This window comes from uncultured Agrobacterium sp. (genome assembly GCF_913777885.1).
Lineage (GTDB): Bacteria > Pseudomonadota > Alphaproteobacteria > Rhizobiales > Rhizobiaceae > Agrobacterium.
In genome coordinates this window covers 54,646-75,871 of record NZ_CAJYTV010000012.1, presented here as the reverse complement: position 1 = coordinate 75,871, position 21,226 = coordinate 54,646, and the positions used below count along the sequence as shown (strand labels likewise).

10 protein-coding genes are annotated in these 21,226 nt (G+C 59.6%); 6 read left to right on the top strand and 4 right to left on the bottom strand.

Translation table 11 applies throughout. The annotated features are described in order from the left end of the window. The first annotated feature begins 331 nt into the window (after nucleotides 1-331). From QZ869_RS11690 to QZ869_RS11670, 5 genes are all read left to right on the top strand, one after another. Nucleotides 332-514 carry a hypothetical protein gene (locus QZ869_RS11690; RefSeq protein ID WP_296104801.1) on the top strand — a complete coding sequence of 61 codons (183 nt, stop codon included), beginning with the start codon at nucleotides 332-334 and terminating at the stop codon, nucleotides 512-514. Between the two features lie 166 nt (nucleotides 515-680). Beyond that, complete coding sequence (locus QZ869_RS11685; protein ID WP_296104799.1) at nucleotides 681-2,444, top strand: serine protease; 1,764 nt, start codon at nucleotides 681-683, stop codon at nucleotides 2,442-2,444. Next, nucleotides 2,437-5,499, top strand: coding sequence for an ATP-binding protein (locus tag QZ869_RS11680; protein WP_296104796.1), 3,063 nt, complete (start codon nucleotides 2,437-2,439; stop codon nucleotides 5,497-5,499). Before QZ869_RS11685 ends, QZ869_RS11680 begins: the two co-directional genes overlap by 8 nt. Continuing rightward, on the top strand, nucleotides 5,486-7,411 hold the full coding sequence (locus tag QZ869_RS11675; protein WP_296104793.1) for a DNA/RNA non-specific endonuclease: 1,926 nt from the start codon (nucleotides 5,486-5,488) through the stop codon (nucleotides 7,409-7,411). Before QZ869_RS11680 ends, QZ869_RS11675 begins: the two co-directional genes overlap by 14 nt. Before the next feature lie 302 nt (nucleotides 7,412-7,713). Continuing rightward, on the top strand, nucleotides 7,714-12,255 hold the full coding sequence (locus QZ869_RS11670) for a hypothetical protein (RefSeq protein WP_296104789.1): 4,542 nt from the start codon (nucleotides 7,714-7,716) through the stop codon (nucleotides 12,253-12,255). A 402-nt stretch (nucleotides 12,256-12,657) separates the two neighbouring features. Here QZ869_RS11670 and QZ869_RS11665 read toward each other — a convergent pair whose 3' ends face one another. The 3 genes from QZ869_RS11665 to QZ869_RS11655 are packed head-to-tail and all read right to left on the bottom strand — an operon-like array spanning nucleotide 12,658 to nucleotide 18,114. Continuing rightward, nucleotides 12,658-15,930, bottom strand: coding sequence for an error-prone DNA polymerase (locus QZ869_RS11665; protein WP_296104786.1), 3,273 nt, complete (start codon nucleotides 15,928-15,930; stop codon nucleotides 12,658-12,660). Then, nucleotides 15,927-17,447: a DNA polymerase Y family protein gene (locus QZ869_RS11660; protein ID WP_296104784.1), complete on the bottom strand. Its 1,521-nt coding sequence runs from the start codon at nucleotides 17,445-17,447 to the stop codon at nucleotides 15,927-15,929. Before QZ869_RS11660 ends, QZ869_RS11665 begins: the two co-directional genes overlap by 4 nt. Further along, the gene (locus QZ869_RS11655) at nucleotides 17,362-18,114 is read right to left on the bottom strand and encodes an ImuA family protein (RefSeq protein ID WP_296104781.1); all 753 of its coding nucleotides are present in this window, start codon (nucleotides 18,112-18,114) and stop codon (nucleotides 17,362-17,364) included. The genes QZ869_RS11660 and QZ869_RS11655 overlap by 86 nt, the downstream gene beginning before the upstream one ends. Before the next feature lie 457 nt (nucleotides 18,115-18,571). On the opposite strand from QZ869_RS11655, the gene QZ869_RS11650 reads away from it, so the two are divergent. Next, on the top strand, nucleotides 18,572-19,885 hold the full coding sequence (locus tag QZ869_RS11650; RefSeq protein ID WP_296104778.1) for a DUF5623 domain-containing protein: 1,314 nt from the start codon (nucleotides 18,572-18,574) through the stop codon (nucleotides 19,883-19,885). 154 nt (nucleotides 19,886-20,039) lie between these two features. Here QZ869_RS11650 and QZ869_RS11645 read toward each other — a convergent pair whose 3' ends face one another. Next, nucleotides 20,040-21,170: a hypothetical protein gene (locus tag QZ869_RS11645; RefSeq protein WP_296104776.1), complete on the bottom strand. Its 1,131-nt coding sequence runs from the start codon at nucleotides 21,168-21,170 to the stop codon at nucleotides 20,040-20,042. Nucleotides 21,171-21,226 lie beyond the last annotated feature (56 nt).

The window sequence follows — 21,226 nt, the reverse complement described above, 5'->3', positions numbered from 1 at the left end:
ATGTTTCTTAATGGAGTTGTTCATTAGCATCGCAGGTCGGATCTATGGGAACGCCTTAACCCTGATAGGACTTTATCTTGAATTACTATACAGAGCCACGGCATGACTATTAATCGGCGAGGCACGATGAGTAAACTTGGACTCCTTTCCCTACCACACGGCCGCTCTTCCAAGACCACTATCAGCACACCAAGGCATAGCCGGCGCGCGTAGCATGCGCCCTTTTGGCGAGGCCGCTCATAGAGTATTGGGAGTGTAGAAACAGCATGCGGAAAGCGTCGGTGATGAACTGGGTACGTACTATCTCGGTGCCGTCTACTGTGTTAGTTTCATGCTGGTGGTTCCGGTCGGCCATATCCCGCAATTTCTCGATGCGGATGGCAATCTGTTCGAGCTGTTCAAGCTCGACCTAGATGACGACAGTCTGCACTTCTTTTCGGGTGTCTGGGCGGGCGTCGCGGCCTGGTGGTCCTATGGCGCGGCGAATACATGCCGGAATGAAGTAACGGCATGAAGAACGTCGGTGATCGCAAGTGCAAAACATCCGATTCGGCTTTTCTTTTCCAATCGGTCATATATTATCCAATATCGTTCATAATGTTGGCAGGCGGGGGTTTACGTAAACATGATAGAGCGCCGAGCAGGCGTCGGCCTGCGATACATTGGTCGCGGCAGCCCGAATGTGGACTGAGGAAGATATCGAAGCCGCCGTGCGCGACTTCCCGGCTGAAGCCGCGGACGCACTGGAAGCATGCCAATTAGGGGCCGACGGTCTTCTGCTCACACCTGCGGGCCTAAGGGCAGCAGCTGCTGCCCTAGGTCATCCGCAAGGCCAGTTCTGGGTTTCTATGCTGAAGTCTAGTGAACTCCTGCCAGCATTTGCCACCGCGCTCCACGCGCGCAACGTTCCGATCGATCTCGGGGAGCCGCCGATCGACACCACGCATATGTCCATCGAAACCACTAAACGGTTCGCCGATCAGGCTTCTGGCTTCCGCTGCCAAATTTATCGCGATGGTTTCTTTTCAGGCTCGGGTGTTCTTATCGGGCCAAGCACGGTGCTTACGGCGTGGCACGTCATTGGTCCTGCGCTGGATTATGCCCCAACCGGCCCATATCCCTCCATTTCGGTTCAGCTTTCGGACGGACGACGACTACGGGCAATGATCGCGGACAATTCGCCGTGTTCAAAGTGCGAATTCGAACAGTTCCTACCAGCGAATGACAATGCCGTCATCGATTTCCATGATGTTGCATTGCTCCAACTCGAGTCTCCAGCAGGAGCACAGCTCGGATTCGCTTCACTGGTAGATGCTCCTCCAAATTATTACCCAAAGACGCCGCTTTTTCTTGTTCATTATCCCGCAGGGGCCGATGTCGGGATTGGGTTCGGCGCATCGGAAAAAATTCCGCTCCTCACAAGTCGGATCGGCCATACCATATTGACCCAAAGCGGCTCATCGGGCGGAGGTTGTTTTGATACAACGGCGAAGCTGATCGGCGTTCACCAGGGAAGGCGCCCGAACAACGAGCGGGGCCGCTACGTTCCTATTGGCCGCTTCCTGACAATGGCTAAGACACGGATCGCCGCAGACATCGCCCCACCGGAAATGTGGTCCATCGATGGAACGGCGAAAGCAGATCTCGTCATTGGCCGCCGGGATTTTTTCCAGGCTTATGCCGCTGCGCTTGCACCGGGACCGGTTCGAGGAATTCGTGTGAAACGGAGCGATGCTCGGGCAGATGGCTCGGGGATTGGTTTTTCCTATCAAATTTTGGCCGGGCTGGTTGCCCGTGTATCAGATCAACGGCTCTGCCGGATAACAATCAATGATCATGCCAGCGACTTTGGTGCCGAAATCATACGCCGTATCCGCGATCTTGGTCTCGCGGTAGACGACCTGGACGTAAGGGCTGGCGTCGCTCCCGGCGAAAGTGCGCCCGAAGCTGTTGGCGCAGACCGCGGCAAGCGAGCGGCAGATCTAGCGGATAGGGCAGCCGAACGTGCGAACGTGCAATTATGGTTATTCATTGATCCGGAACCTGAGATCGGTTTCGATGATGAGCAGCGCGCCTGCCTAGAAGGTTTTGTTGAGCGCGCACTGCTGAATAAGCGACTTAGGTTGGCGATCGCCGGATATGAAGCTGCGCCGCTGCCAGGGTTCGAGTATGGTTCGGGCCTCATTCCGCCGGACGGCCCAGTGGGCTTTATGACCGATTATCTAACAGATTTTCGGCGCGCTGATGTGGAAGAGTTGCTGAGGCTTGCGTCCAAGGCCGCCGGCAAAGAAATGATACCGGATCAGCGAGACGCGTTTGTCGCAGGAAGCCTTGGCGGGCTCAACGATGTGAACGGGCGCTATGCAATCTGGCAGGCAAGAATAGTTGCGGCGGCCTTGAAGCCAATTATCGAGGCAATGTTCTCGGGAGACGAAAATGGCTGAACGATTACAGGCCAGCAATTCGCTCGAGCTCAGTGCTTTGCTCGAATATGCCGCCCTGTCGGGACCGTTCGATCCCGCCGAGGCGATCCGACGCATCGGCGTTAAATCGGTTGGGGTCGCGACGGCCGCCGCATCTGCTCTGTCACTTGCATGTGACACCAATCCTAACCAGACTACCGAGTGGCTCATGCTCGGTGCAAAGCGTGAAGACGTCCTGCGCAATCTCAAAAATTCCGGCACCTTGCCCGCTGCAATTGAGCGACGCCGCACTGGCCCGATTGACGAAGCGACACGCGACCTCCTGAGTGCAATAGAGCGAACGGATCAATTCAGGCCAGAATCGCTGCGCCAACTGTTGAACGAAACAGAAGATATCGAGTTGGTCTCGCGCGTGGCGACCGCGCTCGACCGGGCCAAAGCCGTCCTGTCAGACCTTGATGTTCTGGCAGTCGCGCGCACCAAAATGCTCAACCTGGTCCGAAAGATCAGGCGAGACAGGCTGCAAGAACGTGGATTTTATGGTCGTACGCGAGAGATCGCTTACATACTCAAGCGCATTCAGCGAAAGAACCAAACGCGCTCGGTGCGACCGATCTGGATATGGGGCCTGCCCGGTATTGGGAAGTCGGCACTCCTCGAGGAAGTAATTTCTCGCGACGTTGCCCAACGGCAAACGTTGATCGTGCGGTTAGACTTTGATCGCAGCGGACTCGACGCCAATAACCCGCGCACGCTAACCATGGAAGTCGCACGTCAGTTGGTCGATCGTGTTGGCGATGCCGGAGTAGTCCTTGATGAAGAGCGGCTTCTAGCCGCCAGCGATGGCGACGCAATGCAACGTTCGCGGCGTGGTGGGCAGGGTAGCTTTCCGAATCGCTTGGCGAGGACGATCGGCTTGACGCTCGATAGCCAAAAGCGCCCGCTGCTGATCGTCATCGACACGCTCGAGGCGCTGGCCGCTCGCGGGCGCCATCGTGTGGATCAACTCATTGACTGGCTTGATCGCCTAAAGGCCGAGAGCAACGTTGACTTTTCAATTTTGATCGCCGGACGGTCATCCCCTGAGCAGGTCTTCGGTATCTCAACATCAGATAGCGCCATCCACCTGGATGGGTTGGATCAATTCGCTATCGATCAATTCCTCGATGCTCACCACATACCACGCAATCAGCGCGAGGCAATCTGCAAATGCACCAAGGGCAATCCTCTAGCGTTGCGCCTTGCTACTTCGATCGTTCGTAATCACGGCGCGGAGAGCCTGCCAGATAAATCCCTCCACCCCGAGCTTGCGGCCGCGATGTTGTACCGCATCCTCCTTTCGAGGATTGAGGATGACACCCTACGCAGGCTCGCGGATCCCGGCCTGATTGTTCGACGGATCAGTGCCGAGCTGCTTGTAACGGTGATAGGCCCAGCGGTAGATCTTCCAAATCTTACCGACACTGAGGGAGAGGAATTATTCTCCGCGCTAGCACGTCAGCATTGGCTCGTGGAACCCGACCCCGGCGATCCCGATTTTGTCCGTCATCGCCGTGACATGCGCGCGGTGCTGCTTCCTCTCCTGTATCAGGAAAGTGAGAAGGTCTGCTATCGCATCGACAAGGCGGCCTCGCGGTGGTTCGGCCAACGCACCGACCCTGCTAGCCAGATTGATGCTCTCTATCATCGCCTGCAACAAAGTCGCAGGGTAGCGGTCCGCCCGGCAATACCCGCTGAAATCGCTCAGTACTTTGATAGCGATATGGTCGCTGAACTGCCCGAACGTGCGCAGATCGCTGTGCGCCAAGCCGCGGGTAAAAGTGTGGCGAGCTTTACGGCAGCCACGGGCGGCGGTCTCGATGATCGCGAACTGATCAACGAACTTGAGCGGATCATCGCCAGCCGCGAATGGCACGAAGGCCTTGGCTTAACTGATCACTTTCTCGCCGACGCACCTATCGACCCGGTGAGCCCGCTTGCGGACACCGTTAGGGCTCTTTGGTGGCGGGCTGGCCGATGGTCCGATGCCTATTGGCTAATGCGAGAGCGCGACAAGCTGGGGTATGACGACTCGGATCTCGTCAACCTTCCACCGGTTCAGGCTGCTGCGCGGGTCGAAATGCGGTTTGAAATGGGCAAGGGCAGGAGCTTGCTCGATGACGAGCACGCGTGGTCCAAGGTCGATAGCCGTGCTTTTGACGCTATGCTTGGGCAGAGCGGCGCGATGGCTTTCATGGCATCGACGCGCGAGCCGCCAATCGAGGGACTTCATTCAGAAACGTCCTATGACGTTTTAGAGGCAGCTCTTGCACGTTGGATGGGCACGGGAGATTCCGGTGCATGGCACGGAGCGGTTGGCTATGGGCGTGAGCGTATCGGTGGCCAAGGTGTCTATCTCCGCTATCCGATGCCGGATTGGACAGAAGCGCAATTGATCTCAACTCTGACCCCCTATGTGGGGTTTGTCGCTGCGCTCGGAGAAGTAGAACAAGGCATACTGTCTCATGCCGAGCAGGCGTCGGTTTCTCTTGCGACGAGCCAAGACAGCCCGTTGACGTTGACCCGCGTGATGGAACCCGCCCCGCAGCTTTGGCGCGACGGTGATCCACTAGGCACAATAGCGGACCTGGGCCTGTTTGCAGAGTGGGCTGATGCCCTCGCCTTCGTGACCCGCAATGCAAACCTGCGGACTATAGCCCGCTCCGCTGAGCGCTGGCGTCGTACCGTGGCAGGTCAGTGGAGTTTCGGTCACCCCCCGCGCCTGTGGGGACGCCGTATGCCCCTCGATGAGACCCTTTTGGGGCGAACAAAGGCCATCCTCGAAAGCTCCGATCCCATTCGGACTGCATTTGATCAATGCCATGCGTGGGTGCCACATTTAGGCAGCGGCAAAGAGTTGGTCGACCGCGTCATTCAGCGGAATCCCGCTGCGATGAAGGCCGCCCAACAAGCCCATGATCCGTTTGAAGTTGCCGCAATTCTTTACAGGCGCCGCTTGCCCTCGGCGTTCATCCCTTCACTAGCAGTTCTCATATGTCACGGTCCAATTTGGCGAGGCTATTATGTCCACGATTGATCAAGAAGCACTGCGGCGCAGATTGACACCGGAGATACGCAAGAGAATTGCTGAAAGGCTTGCCAAAAGAGCCGTTGGTCAGTCAATCTTGGACAGTCTCCCCCCGGAGACGATTGAAGGTATTGCCACGGGTTCCGCCTCCCTTGAATCCGCAGTGCCGCTATCGGCATTGGAAGCCATTATCCAGACAACCGGTCGACCGCCACTTTTGATCCGGGACGGCCGGATAGAACTCGAGCCTTTGGACGAATTTCCACTAGAAACTCCTGGCCAGATCAAAGCTGCCGAGGCTTGGCTACCCTCGGTCGGCCGGATCGAGTTCGTTAATTTTTCCATGGCTTGGGGCGGAACCGGTTGGGTCATCGAGCAGCGCGGCGACGACCTCATCGTTGTGACCAATCGTCATGTCGCGTCCCTCGTTGCACGTAGAAGTGTGAGCGGAAAGCCGATCTTCATGCGCTCGCGAAGCGGTGCCAAATACGGGATGGCGATCGATTTCGGCGAGGAAGTCACCAGTGTTGAGGATGACAGACAACACACACTCCCTATCGAAAGTATCGAATATCTTGCGGACGAGCTAGACGCCGATATTGCGTTGCTGCGAATCGTAAAGCCGCCCTTTCTCGCGACTCCATTCAACCTTGCCGAGAGCGAGGCGAAGCGCCATGATCCAGTCGCTCTCATCGGCTATCCAGCTTATGATTCTCGTAACGATGCCAGTGCGCAGGCGCGCTATTTCCGCGACCTCTATGACGTAAAGCGGTTCGCCCCCGGCTTCATACTTAGCCCCCTCGCCGACAATTCGACACTGTCTCACGACTGCACCAGCCTGGGGGGCAATTCCGGTTCTCCCCTGATCTCCCTAGAGAACCGTCAGGTCGTCGGCCTCCATTTTGCGGGTCTTTACGGAAAGGAGAACAGCGCGGTCGGGGTGACAACCCTCAAGGCGTTGTTACGCGGTGGGCGCACACTCGTCGCAGTGGGTACCCCGCCAACAGAGCGTAAGGATGGTGCACATCCAGCAAGCTTCTTCAAAGACCGAAAGGGGTTCGACCAATTATTCCTCGGAGACCATGCTCCAACTCCATGGCCCGGCTTGCCGACAGATCTACAGCATGCACTCACCGCACCTAGCGACGCTCCAGACGAGCCATTCGAGCTACGGTATACACATTTCGGGGTAAAATATGCGAGCCGCTACAAGCTACCGTTAATGACAGCAGTGAACATTGATGGCGAGCACTCGGTTCGGATCAAGCGAGAAGCGGATCAATGGTTCACTGATGGACGCCTGGATGAAAAAGATCAGCTTCGCGCTGGCAATTACGCCGATCTTGAAATCGACCGTGGTCATATGGTCCGCCGCGAGGACCCCAATTGGGGAACTCCATCAGAGGCGCAACTCGCCAACGACGACACGTTTCACTATGTGAACGCAGCTCCCCAGCACTCCCGCCTCAACCAGGGCAAACAGCTTTGGCAAGGCCTCGAGAATTATATTCTCGACAGCACGCGTACGGGAGGGTTCAAAGCGTGTGTATTCACCGGCCCAGTCATCGGCCCAGATGATCCAGAGATCGATGGCGCGCACGTTCCGCTCGAATTTTGGAAGCTCGTGGCGACGCTCGACGCGGAACGCAAGGCTCTCCGCGCGACAGCCTATTTGCTGAGTCAAGGGCAGCTGATCCGCGATCTACTTGAGAAGAGGAAGCCCACCGAAGCTGTCGAAGGATTGGTGATCGGCGAGTACCGCACGTTCCAGATCGCAATTTCCGACCTTGCCGAAGCACTGGGCGCTGACTTCTCTGCATATATCGCGGCCGATCCTTTTGTCCGACCAGATGAGGGTGCGGAGCCGTCAGGCGTACCGCTTTATCTCCCATTGGAGAGCTTCGACGAAATTCTTCTTTAAAACGCCTGACCTTACCTGCGTGCGAAACATTGCCTAAGGCATTCATATACGCTCATGCGCGACAACACCCGGTCCGTCTGTGGTCGCACGAGACGGCTTTTCTACGTTTGTTGCACGCGTGCTCGACAGGATTTGGCGGTCGTTCTTTTCGCACCTGACCCTGATACCGCGATAGCACATATTCGCGGCTTCGGGCATTTTCCGGAAGCAGACATCTTAGACCAGAATGATCTCGCCTAGGTGCTATGTTCGCTCTATGTTCGTTTCATATGTCGAGGTTTATAAGTTCGAGGATCGCGTGAGTGCATAGAGGTGGAATTGCCGATAAGGTTGGGAACCGTTTCGAAGCGCGCTGGCTGACACACCAGTTGCTCGGGCTTTTGGACGGTTCGATCCAGGCGGTCACGGTCGAGGCGCTCGGCGATGACGAACAAGGATTCGAATTCTCGATCACGCGGGCGAGCGGCACAGAATGGCACCAGTGCAAACGGCAGACCGCTTCTGGTACTTGGTCGATCGCCAGTCTCGACGCTGCGGGCGTGTTGACGGCGTTCCGCGCCAAGGCCGGCGTTGATGGCGCGCGTTGCCTGTTCATATCGAGCGATCCCTCGCCGCAGCTGAAGCTACTTCAGGACAAGCTGCCCGCAACGCACAGCCTCGAGGCGTTCGAGGCTAGCCTATCGAAAACTGAAACGCAGTATTGGTGCCTGTTGAAAGAGCGGATAGGGGGCCAGGCCGCTGATGCGTTCCGCTTCCTCGGGCAGACCGAATTCCGCACTTTGTCCGAGCCCGACCTCGCCGACATCCTGCGGTCGCGCCTCACCTACTGGTTCAGGGGTGATTCAAATACCATCGCGGCACAGTTTCGCGCTTGGCTTGAGGAGGAGCGCAACTTTAACCGGCCGCTTGGCTATGACGACGTCATTGCCTTTGTCCGCAGCGCAGGGATCGAGACCAAGCAATATGAGCTCGATCGTGCACTGCCTGGACGTATCCGCGACGCGACGTCGAGCTATGTCGGCTCTTATCCGCCGCTCGGCGCTGGCCTCTACCGGATCGAGCGCACCGCCGTGCGCGACGTGCTTGGCGGGCTGCAGGCTGCCGCGGGCGTCGTGCTCGTCGCGGGCACCGCGGGCATTGGTAAGTCGGCGATCATTGCCGATGTGATTGATCGGTTGCGCAGCGATGGCACGTTGCATCTCGCATTCCGAGTCGACCAAGCTGGCGCCGTATCAACGCTCGACGAACTGGGCGCGCAGACCGTCGGCACCGCAGACAATCCGGTGGTGATCCTCGAACAGCTCGCCGCCAACAAGCGCGCGGTGCTGATCGTCGATCAGGCCGACGCGGTCAGCGAAGTCTCGGGACGAATTGCAGAGCTGCGCCGTGTCGTACTCGAACTAGTTCGTAAGGCCGCCCTCTATCCCCGCGTGCAACTGGTCTTCGCGTGCCGCACCTTCGACCTCGAAAACGATCAGGCGTATCGCGAGATAGCTGAGACCAAAGGTAATGTGCGGGTGGACGTAGGGCCGTTCGAACGCGTCGAAATTGATCCGGTACTCTCGCGGCTTGGCATTCTGCACGACGCGGACAATGCGCGACTGATGGCTCTGCTCGCGCTGCCGATCGGCCTGACGCTCGCCGCAGCACTCGCGCAAAGTGGGATTAGCGACCTGCGCCGCGTTGAGCATCTCTCCGAGCTGTATAGCCGCCTGCTCTTGGCGCGCGACCAGGAAATCCAGCGCGATTTCCGGCCCGGCTGGAGCATCTATGCGCCCTTGACCGCGCTCGCTGCGGGGATGAGCGACCGACAGGAACTCGTAGCCCCGGTGGCCACGCTCGATGCTTATGCGAATGCGATCGATATCCTCCAGCGCGCAGGACTGATCGTTGTGCGCGGCCAGCGGGTCGGATTTATTCATGAAACCTTGTTCGACTATCTTCATGCGCGCGCTTTCGTGCGAGAGCGTAAGCCGCTGATCGACTTTCTGCTAGCAAGTGAGCAGACCCTGTTCCGCCGTACCCAGACGCGCCAGATCCTCGCTTTCGAGCGCGAGCTCGAGCGGGCCTCCTATCTTGCCGATCTAGGTGCGATTCTAAGCGATGCGCGCGTGCGTCCGCATATTCGCGAGACGATTGTGCGCTGGCTGGCGACAATCCCTGACCCGACGCTCGCGGAATGGGAGATGGTGGGGCTTTATGCCGAGCGCGACGGATTGCCGATTAAGGCCGGCAACGTGATTTTCGGGCGCAGGCCCTGGTTCGATCTGCTGCACGCCCAGCGCTTGCTCGATGGTTGGCTTGAAAGCGAAGGCGACGATCTCAACTGGGCGCTGGGCTTCCTGCGCTCGGTCGCGTCACTCGCGCCGAACGAGGTTTCAAAGCTGATAAACGGTTTTCTCGAACGCCGGCCCGATCGTCTGCGCGATGTTTTCGGAACCCTGCGTTTCATTGAACCCAAGGCCGATCCGCAACCGCTCGCCGATAGCCTGATCGCCGCGCTCGATCGCGCGGTGCCCGAGGACTGGGAAAGTGGAGACAATGACTGGGACAATTATTACGGATCTTGGATAAAACTCGCTCCGCAGGAGGCCGCAAGGATTTTTGGCGCACAGTTAGGGCGCTGGTTTCGCCTCAATCCCGAAGGTCATCCGTTCAAGCAACGCTACGAGGATGGCGGAAAGTCAATGCATTGGCTGAGCGAACTCGCCAAAGCCGAGCCGCTAGCCTTCCTCGAACATCTACTGCCGTTCATGCACTTGGCGATGGGACGTTCGGTTGAAGGCGAGGACCGGCCCGCCACTGATAGCATCTGGGATTGGCGGCGTTGGGACCGAACCGATGTGCGCTCTGTCGATCTTCTCGACGTCGTGCGGGCGGCGCTGGCGGAGGTCGCGCGTGACGCCCCGCAAGCGGCGATGCGGTTACTTCGTGCGATGGAGCCCGAGGCCTATATCACCAGCCTGCACTTAATGCTTGAGACTGTCGCAGCGAACCCTGAAGCGCTGCGTGACCTGCTGGTCGAGCAGTTCAGCAATCCTGGACTGTTCAAGGCGGGCTGGTACGGTGCTGACGCGCACTCGGCTGGCCGTGCGATTTCCGCAGTGATGCCTTGGCTGACGAAAAGGGAACGCGACTGCGCGGAAGCGGTAATTCTCGGCCTCCAACCTGAGATCGAATACGCCCGGCGCGCACTTGCACGGGAAGCTAACGAGTTGGGCAAGCCTCGCTCTCAGCCTAAGACCAAGAGATATGCGACCTACTGCCTAAATGACTCGGGGAAACGCCAATGGTCGGTGCTGCTGCAGATCAGGGCGGATCAACTATCGCCGCGTGCTGCGAAGCGGCTCGCCGAGCTGAACCGTAAGTTCGCGGGCCAAAAGCCTGAGCAGCCCGACGGTATTCGCGGTGGGATGGTCCGCTCGCCGATCGATGGTGAGCGCACGAAGTTTATGAACGATGCTGCATGGCTAAAAGCGATCGCTAGGTTTAGCGCCCCTCACGAACAGCGATCCTGGGGTGAGGACGGATTGCGTGGCGGGGCGATGGAGTTATCGCGAGAACTTAGGGAGCGAGCCAAAGAGGCGCCCGAGCGCTTTCTCAAATTGCTCGAGCGCTTCCCTAACGGAACGCATCAGGATTTCGCATGGGGGATCACTACTGGGATCGCCGAGGCCAAGCCTGATACTGACTTGATCGAGCAGGTGCTGGAGACCATTGATACGAATCAGGCGGCAAGACCGGACAACCGTTCGTTAATCTGGATGATCCGGGCAAGCGTGGGGCCGCTTGGTCCGCGTGCCGAGGCACTGCTGCTGGGGGTTGCCACCGGTGACGATGACAGCACGGGCGTTGGTGATATCAAGCACGGCGTGCGCGAGAAAGAGCCTGACTGGAAACGTGCCTTCACCCTCGGTGGTGATCTCAACGGAAAGGCGATCAACTCGGCGCGCGGTTCGGCGCTCGAGATGCTCGGCAGCTTGTGCTGGGAGTCGAAAGAGACTTTCGAGAATTATCGGCCGGCGATCGACTCAATCATCGGCGCGCCAGCTGCGGCGCATGTTCAATCAGCACTAGGGGGCCTGCTGATGAGCGCTCTCAAGCATGAAGGCAAAAAAGGCGTCGACTGGGTACTGCGCACCGCGCGCGTCTGCCCCGAAGCGTTTTACACCAACAATGGCCAGCAGATCGTAGGCTGGATCGCCGATCTTGATCTTGCTGGCTTCGCGCAACTTATCAATCTTTATCTAATCAACGACGACCCGCTTGCGCGTGGATTTGCCGCCCTGGCTGTTTTCCAGCGATGCCTTGATGATCCGGAGTGGCTCTCGCTCGCCGAGAATCTGATAGGTACGAATGCGGAATACCGCTCGGCAGCCGCAGCCGTGGCCGCCGCCAATTTCGAATGCGCGCGCTTTGGTACGACATGTACCGACTGGCTGATCCGGCTGTTTGACGATGAGGACAAGATCGTGCGGCACGAAGCAGCCGACTGTTTTCGCCGGATGAAGACCTCGGACATCGCCGCACATTCCGAGCTGTTCAAAGCCTACGTTGCATCCAGATACTTTGAGACCGACCGAACCTATTTCCTACATCGGCTCGAGCATGCTCCGTCCGGACTCGACGAGTTGGTGCTTAAGTTACTGGAAGAAACGCTCAAAGTACGTACAGAAGGAGACCGAGACCCGCGGGCCTATGAGTTGCACCAGATAGGTGAAATGGTGCTTAAGCTCTATGCGTCAAATATTGAGCATCCCCAAAGGCGAACCAGATCGCTCGATCTAATCGACCGCTTGGTGGAGCGAGGGCTTATGGAAATTCAAAAGCTGGAAGTCGTCTGACGGGCTGATCAATTCGCAAACAGCCAGTGTGATTTTTACTCTGTCAGGGCGTAAGGCAGACAGCGAGCTTCGAGCCATAGAGAAGCCGACTACAAGTTAGCTGCTCCATGGCCGCTATCGCGCTTACGGAGACGAGAGCGGCCTTTCCACTACCGGCCCATTTTCTTCCGACCTGCGATGCCGATGAGGGATCTGCTGAATGTCGGCTTCTGACAGTAGCAGCCGTTCGAATATCCTCCCGGAACGGCAGGAATGCCCCAGCTTCGGCCATCACGAGTTACTCGATCGCTTGCCGATTGCTCTTGCATTGACCTATGAGAACGTGGAGGCACGCCAATCAATCATCTTTGCCGGGATGGCTTCTTGGAGAAGTCTCCTAGAAGAGTTGTGCCCCTCTCGAAGTTACCGAAAATCCCTTGTCTTCACCTTGATCGTGTCAAGGTGCAGGTCCCGGATATAAATGTCCCTCGTCCCGAGCCCCTTTGGCGGCTCGCTACGAGGATCTGGTGCCGGCGAGCCGTGATGGAACTCGTCGCCGCGCCCATGAGGCAAGGGAAACGCACCGCCGCGTTCGCCGACGCTGGCCAGTTCCGCGGAAAGATCGGTCAGGCGCTGGGCGACCAGATGAACGACCTCCCCTTCCCGCTGCACACGGCCACGCACGGCGATCATTCCGGCCGAGAGAATGGTCCGGCGATTGGCCTCGAAGATCTTCGGCCAGACCACGAGATTGGCGATGCCGCTCTCGTCTTCCATTGTGATGAACATCACTCCCTTGGCGGAGCCAGGGCGCTGCCGCACCAGCACCAGACCTGCTGCCTCCACCCATCGTCCGTCGCGGGCTTCCATCGCTTCGCGACAGGTGACGATCCTCCGTCTGCGGAGATCTGCCCGCAAAAAGGTCACGGGATGGTCGCGCAAGGATAGGCCCGAATGGCGATAGTCTTCGACCACCTCGCCGCCGGCCGTCAGCGGACGGAGCGCGACATCCGGCTCGGCAAGTTCATGGACCGTCCGGGCTTCTCGCGCTGATGCCGCCGCGAAGAGCGGCAGGGGTTCGTCCCGCAATCCCTTCAGCGCCCAGAGCGCCTCGCGGCGCGCAAGCCGGAAACAGGGGTGGAAGCCGTCGGCCTCCGCGATCTGGGTGAGGGCCACGACGGGGACACCGGCCCGCTGCCAGAGATCGTCGATCGAGGTGAACGCGCCCCCTGCCCGTACTGCGACGAGCCGCGCGGCATGGGCATTGGACAGGCCTTTGACCATGCGCAGGCCCAGCCGCACGGCAAAGCGCGCCTCGTCCTGCGTCGGCTCCAACGTGCAGTCCCATCGCGAGGCATTGGCGCAGATCGGTCGAACCTCGACTCCATGATCGCGGGCGTCGCGGACGATCTGGGCAGGCGCATAGAACCCCATTGGCTGGCTGTTGAGCAACGCGGCGCAGAACACATCCGGGTGCCAGCATTTGAGCCAGGCCGAGGCATAGGCGATCAACGCGAAGGAAGCGGCATGGGATTCGGGAAAGCCATAGGAGCCGAACCCTTCGAGCTGTTTGAACGTGCGTTCGGCAAAATCCGGTTCGTATCCGTTGGCAACCATCCCGGCGACCAGCTTGTCCTTAAACTTCGAGACGCCGCCGGTGAACTTGAAGGTCGCCATGGATTTGCGCAGCATATCCGCTTCGCCGGGGGTGAAGCCTGCACATTCGATGGCGACGCGCATCGCCTGTTCCTGGAACAGGGGCACGCCTAAGGTCTTGCCTAGAACCTTCTCCAGTTTCGGCTTGGGGTAATGTACCTCCTCCAGCCCTTCACGCCGGCGGAGATAGGGATGAACCATGTCCCCTTGGATCGGACCCGGTCGCACGATCGCAACCTGCACGACGAGATCGTAATAAGTCCTGGGCTTCAGCCGCGGGAGCATCGACATCTGTGCCCGACTCTCGATCTGAAACGTGCCGAGCGTGTCGGCCTTGCGGATCATCGCATAGGTGCGGGGGTCCTCGGCCGGGATGGTCGCAAGATCGAGAGCGATGCCCTTATGGTCGGCCAGGAGATCGAGCCCCTTCTTCATGCAGGTCAGCATGCCCAGCGCCAGCAGATCGACCTTCATGAATTTCAAGGAGTCGATGTCGTCCTTGTCCCATTCGATCACTTGGCGGTCGGCCATTGCCGCGGGCTCGATCGGCACCAGGTCGTCGAGCCGATCATGGGTCAGCACGAAGCCGCCAGGGTGCTGGGACATATGCCGCGGCGCGCCCATGAGCTGACGGGCCAGGTCGAGCGTCAGCCTCAGACGTCTATCCGCCAAATTGAGGTTGAGCTCCTGGACATGCTTCTGCTCGACGCCCTCCTCCGACCATGACCAAAGCTGCGACGACAGGGTGCCGATCAGGTCCTCCGGCAGCCCGAGCGCTTTGCCGACATCGCGCAGCGCGCCCTTGGCGCGGTAGCGGATGACGGTGGAGCACAGGGCGGCATGATCGCGGCCATAGGTCTCGAACACCCACTGCATGACGATCTCGCGCCGCTCATGCTCGAAATCCACATCGATATCCGGGGGCTCGCGCCGCTCCTCGCTGACGAAGCGCTCGAACAGAAGGTCGTTACTGCCTGGATCGATGCTGGTGATCCCCAGCACATAGCAGACGGCGGAATTGGCCGCCGATCCCCTCTCCTGACAGAGAATATCGCGTGAGCGCGCGAACCGGACGATCGAATGGACGGTCAAGAAATAGGGGGCATATTCCAGCTTCTCGATCAGCGCCAGTTCATGGTCGAGCGTCGCCTTCACACTGTCGGGAAGACCTTCGGGATAGCGCTGGGCAGCCCCCTCCCAGGTCAACTGCGCCAGCGTTTCCTGCGGCGTGAGCCGGGGATCGTCGCGCTCCTCGGGATATTGATAGGCCAGTTCATCGAGCGAGAAACGGCAGCGCCGGACGATCTCCCGCGTGGCGGCGAGCGCGTGCGGATAGCGCGCGAACAGCCGGTGCATCTCTTCCGGCGGTTTCAGATAGCGGTCGGCATGACGCTCCCGCCGATCGCCGAGTTCATCGATGGTGACGGTATGACGGATGCAGGTAACGACATCCTGCAAGATCCGCCTGCCCGGCTCGTGAAACAGCACGTCGTTCGTCACCACCGTCGCCACTCGCATCTGAGCGGCGAGGTTGGAGAGATTGTGGAGACGGAGCTGGTCGTTGGGGCGGCGACGAAGCGTCAGCGCCATATAGCTGCGATCGCCAAACCCCTCGCGGAGACGGCGAAGACGAAGAGCGGTCTCATCATCGGCCAGGTCCGGGACGAGCACAACGATGATGCCCCCTCCATGCGCCACGAGATCGGCCCATTCGAGACGGCAGTTTCCCTTTCCGGCCCTGCCCTTGCCCAGGGTCAGCAGACGACAGAGGCGCGCATAAGCGGGCCGGTCCGTCGGATAGACGAGAACGCTGGTGCCATCGACGAGATCGAGACGACAGCCGATCACCAAACGGATGCCGACGGCCTTGGCGGCTTCGTGGGCGCGAACGATCCCCGCTAGACTGTTGCGGTCGACGATTGCCAGCGCCTCAATGCCGAGTCTCGCGGCTTCGGCAAACAGTTCCTCCGCCGACGATGCACCGCGCAGAAACGAGAAATGCGACGTGACCTGAAGCTCGGCATAGGCGGGCGCGCTCATCCGAACACCCCATGCAGGAACCAGCGATGGGAGCCCGTCTCGGCATGCTCTCCGTCACCAGCCCGGTAGAGCCAGTAACGCTCCCCGGCCTCGTCCTCACATTGAAAATAATCGCGCACGGCGACCATCTCGGCATCGCGCAGCCACCATTCGCCGAAGACCCGTTCCGGCCCGTCGGCACGCTTCACGCGCCGGCGAATGCCGCGCCAGGTGAAAGAGGCGGGAGGATGATCGGGAAGCAGCGCCACCGTTTCCACCGGCTCGGGCCGGGACAACAGGCGCGAGGGCCGTGGCCAGTGTCCTGGCCAACCGGCACCGCTCTCCGGCGCCATGGCAGCAACGCGCATGACCGACCGCTCGGGCACATCGGTGGCGACCGGGGCGAGGCGATAGATGGCGCGCTCCCCTACCCGGTTCATCAGCACGTCGATCAAGCCGGTGATGTCGGGCGTGCTCTCTTCAATCAGCGAACTGATCGACTGCTTGTGCTCCAGCGGTTCGACGACGGTCGCTGCGAGCGTCATCACCTCAATGCCGAAGCCTGGCGAGATGGTTTCGATCTTGTCGCACAGCAGCCGGGTCAGCCGCTTCGTATCGCGGACGGGTGCTGCCATGCCCACGCGCACCGCTTGAGCACGGCTATCGACACGCTGACAGATGAGGTCAAGACGCCGAGCACCCAGGCCATGCTCCTCCAGCAGCGCGCAGAGTTGGATGACCAGCTTGCCGATATAGCGCGCGATCGTCTCTGCCGCGCCGATCGGCTCGGCGAAGGCCCGACGGACTTCGATGACATCGGCCGGACGGACGGGCTCGATAGGCTCCGCCAGCGTTCCCTGCATCTGCTCGATCCGGCGGGCGAGGTCACGACCGAAGCGTAAGGTCAGCGGCGCGCGCGGCTGGTCGAGGAGATCGCCAATGGTCCGAAAGCCGAGTTTGCGCAGGCCCTCCGCCACGGCCGGCATGATCCGTAAGGCTTCCAGCGGCAGCCCGGCCGCAACAGACGCATCGTGTTCGGGGGATGCAATGACGATCGACGTCGCGTGATAGCGTGCGAGCGCATGGGCAGCCGCCCAGGTATCGGCGATCGCTGCGCGGGCGGTGATCCCCGACATGGCCAGTCGACCGATCAGTCCCTCCAGCATCGCCTCTTCGCCGCCATGGAGGTGATCGGCCCCCGTAGTCTCAAGCACGATACCATCAGGTGCATCGGCCGCGACCACGGGCGCGAAGCGCAACATCCAGAATGCCAGCCGGTCCAAGCCGTCGGAATCGGCGACCGGATCGGCGTCCATCATGATGAGGCCGGGAACGAGGACCTGGGCCTTGGTCGCCTGCATGCCCACGCGGATGCCGACAGCCAGTGCCGCGGCATCCGCCGCCCACACCACCCGTCTGCTCCGCTCCCGTGTAATCAGGACGAGCGGCGCCTCAACCGGAGGCGCCGCGTCGCCAGCCTTCCGCCGCAGCCGGTCGGTGGACCAGCTCGGCAGGTACAGCGAGACGACCCGCGGCATCGCAAGCCTCCAATTCGAAATCCGCACTTTCACCCGCCCGAGCGCGGATGAGTTCAACAAGCCAGCGCGCACGTCCGACGCCAGGCACCGGAAGCGGGCTGGATGGCAGGACGGAGACGCGCCACCGTGTCATGGCCGCCGTCGGCTGGCCGAAATCCATCGCTTCCGCCTGCCGGCGCCAGCGACGGAGCGCGATGCCGATCGAGCCAGTTCCCTCTGCCGCGAGTTGGAGACGGCGCGAGGCGGTCATAGACAATTTCGCGACCTCGCCGACCACGGCGCCGAGCGCGCCATGACGCAATGCCTCCTCCATGCAGGCGAGCACCGTCTTGTCATCCCCGGCCTCGACATAAATGACCCGGTCCGCGCCAAGCCCTGCTTGCGCCACCGCGGGTGCGAAGAGGTCAGGCGTCGTTACGCACCACAGCACCTTGCCCTTGGTGCGCGCGGATACTCCAGCAGCAAAGAGAGCACTGGCCGCGCCGTCAAGCGCACCATTACCGCCGCCCGCCACTTCATGGAGTGCGCCCAGCGCAAGCCCGCCACCGGGGAGCCGGCGGTCCATCAGCTCGATTCCAAATGGCAGCACGGTCTTGCTACGGGCCGCCCTTCCCTCAATGCGGCTGATCGCGGCACGCAGATCATCAATGGGGGTTTCGTGCCGCAACGGTCTTGGCTCCTTTATTATTCTTCGCTAACGTTCCCTTTTTGTTCTATTCTCAACAGGGAGTCAACCGCAAGACATTGACTTAGCCTGGGACTTACCGGCGGTGGTGCGAGCGTCACGGGCGAGCCGTTGAACAATTTGGCAGCGCGCGAGATCGTCTCGATTTCGGGTGATATCTTGAGCGGCAAGCTTTTTCCACGGCGCGCATCCCGGTGCATGCACCATAATATGAAGCGAGCTCCCCAGCTCAGGCCGGAAAGATATTCGATGTGAGTCGCCGTTGAAAGGAATCGTTCTTTCGCATATATTGATGCTGCTCTTGGCATGAGCATGGCACTCGCCGTTCCGAAGCTGCTGGCAGCGCTGCTACGATGAAATTATCAATACCTTTCAACAGCGATCCGGCTTGAAAGGCGGTTGGCGAGTGACGCTTTACTTACAAGCCAGGAGAACCGCTATGTTGATTGGTGATATTCGTCCCACGACAATCGAAGGCGTCAAGAGCCTCGCCGCCCAGTATCGCAAGCAGGAAGGCATCAAGTATTCCCAAGCGCTTGAGATTGCCGCAAAAGCTGCGAATTGCACAAACTTCAAGAATGCGTTGCGCACCCTTCCAAGCAATGGATCAAGAGCAAAAAAGCCTTACGTCTTATTGACAATTTACTGGTGCGACAAAGACAAACGCTTTGAGGTTGGACGCGAAACGCTGACGATCTTGCTGGAAAAACCGATTCTCGACATCTGCGACAAATCCATGCTTAAAGATTTGCGTGGCTTTGGAAACCTTCGGATGGTTGCCCCTGACCATTTTGTCTGCGACGCTATTGCAGGCTCCCAATCCTTTGCACGCGAACGCCTTTCGACGGCTGAGCGTTCACTTCGCTTCATGGAGCGGACAGGTCTTCGTCCGTCGCGCGATTTTCGCAAGGCATATCCGAACGGCCAGGCCGATGACCAGCTTCCGGACAGCGATCATACGACCGATTGGGTAGATCCAGTAAGTGGCCAGTTCATTTTAATCGATGAACCTTACAGCGGTGTGCCGGACGAAGCCAAGCGTGCTGACTGGTCCGATCGTACAGACTGGCGGGTTGTTAAGACTCAATGGGAAGGCATGTATTACCCGAGCCGCTGCGACCTCTACGTGGCTACCGATGGCCGCACCGGCTATGACATTGACGCGTTGGTAGCAAAGATCAACGCGATGCCATCCCCATTCCTCGAAGAGGACTGGACCGGGGAATCAGCGCCGTCATGGGAAACGTTCATCAGCCCAATGGCAACGACACCGTTGGACCAAAAGCGTGCGCGCTGCCGCGGTATGATCTATCCCATGCCGACAAAGACAACGCTCCCCTACAGCTATAATATGGGTGAAAATCGACGTCGGCCTGCCGCGGCGATGCCTGTCGATGGCCATATCCAAGCCGGTCGCATCATCAAATCGATCCTTCGGTCGGCTCACCGCCCCTACGGCGTTTATCGGAGGATGAACTCTGTTCGTTCGACCCTGGAAGACTGGATGTCTATCGAAATCGGTCGCGGTCAGTTGGAGGGACCCGAATTTTTCGATGTCTATTATCACGAAGTAGATGACGACGCACCAGCGTTCGAGAGAGCAAAATCAAGTTCTGGTATTGTCGATATGCTCGGGGAATTGAAGCATAGACTTCAAGAAGCCTACCCTAACTGCGCACCACTTCGTCAGCAAATCCACAAGATCGATATGTCGATCTCACTCGTGAGTAAGATGAAGACAGCGAGGAAATGAGCGTTTATTGCGGCAGTCGCTTTAACGTCATTGGCGGCCGTATCGTCGCCAGTTATGGCACTCCCTGACAAAGAAAGCCGCCATGCCGGGGGCTGGCATGGCGACTTCCTACGACGTGGCCGGTAACGAAGCACCGGCCACGTCGAGCCCGTTCTTAGCGCGGCGCTTCGGACGACCCGGAACCAAAGCTACCCGTCGCGGTAAGCATGTTGACCGCTTGGTTGCCGGTCGCGGTAGCGGCAAGGCCGTTGCCGGAAACCGACCCCATGGCGCCGCTGACGTCGCTGGCCATGGCCGCGCCGAACAGCCCGTTGACGGTCGCGGAGACGGGACCACGATTGACCTGGGCGTTGCTGACCAGGGCCGTGGACATACCGTCAACGACAGCGCGATTGAGTGCGGCGTTGCCTCTCGCGATCGACGAGGCGCTATTGCCCTCGATGCCGATCGCCGACTGCATGGCACCGCTGCCATCGACGATGAACGCTGCGTTGGTCACCGCATCGACGACCGCCGTATTGCTCTGGCGGTTGTCGAGCAATGGCCGGCCGCCAGAGCCGGTCACGGAAGACACCGACAAGGCGTTCAGGGCGCGGTTGCCATTGGCTTCCGAGGCGGCACTGTTGCTCCGCACGTCCAGACGCGCATTCTGTACGTAAGCGTCGGAGTTGCCGACAGACATGCTGCTGTCGGCATTGGCGAAGACCTTGCCAGTGGAATGCTGCCAGCTGTTCAGAACCACATCGCCGGATAGATCGACGGCATCGACGGACAAGGTGTTCGACGCATCGTTCATGCGCGCGAACGCCGTGTTGGCGTTGTTCGACAGAGTTACACTCGATGCCCCGATCTGGCTAGGAACGGAAACGGTCATGCCAGATGTAGCCGTGACGATATCGTCCCCACTTTGATAGTTGTCGAGGACGGCAAAAGGCGCTGGCTCATAATAGTCGCCACCGTCGCCATGTGAGCCTTTCGCGTTCAGCATATTGGCAGCGACGTTGCCAGCGATCTCGGCGGATTGGCTGTTGCGATCGAGCGTCAGCATCGAATCCCCGGTCGCGTTGCTGCCGGTCTGAACAGTATAAAGCCCATGGGCAGCAGCGGCCATCGGTATCGGTTGCCCGTCGGAGGTCCATGCCTGTTCGAGCTTCTGGTTATTGCTCACGGTCTGTCGCCCTTCCAGGTCGGTCGCACCGGCAGTGCCACCGATCAGGCTGGCGAGCATCACAGCGGCGGTCCCGGCGAGAAGGCCGCTGGCAAAGCGGGGATGGAGGTGGGGCATCATAGTCTCCTTCGTGATGTGGCCCGGAATTGGGCCGTTGGGGAATGGGAGGCGGA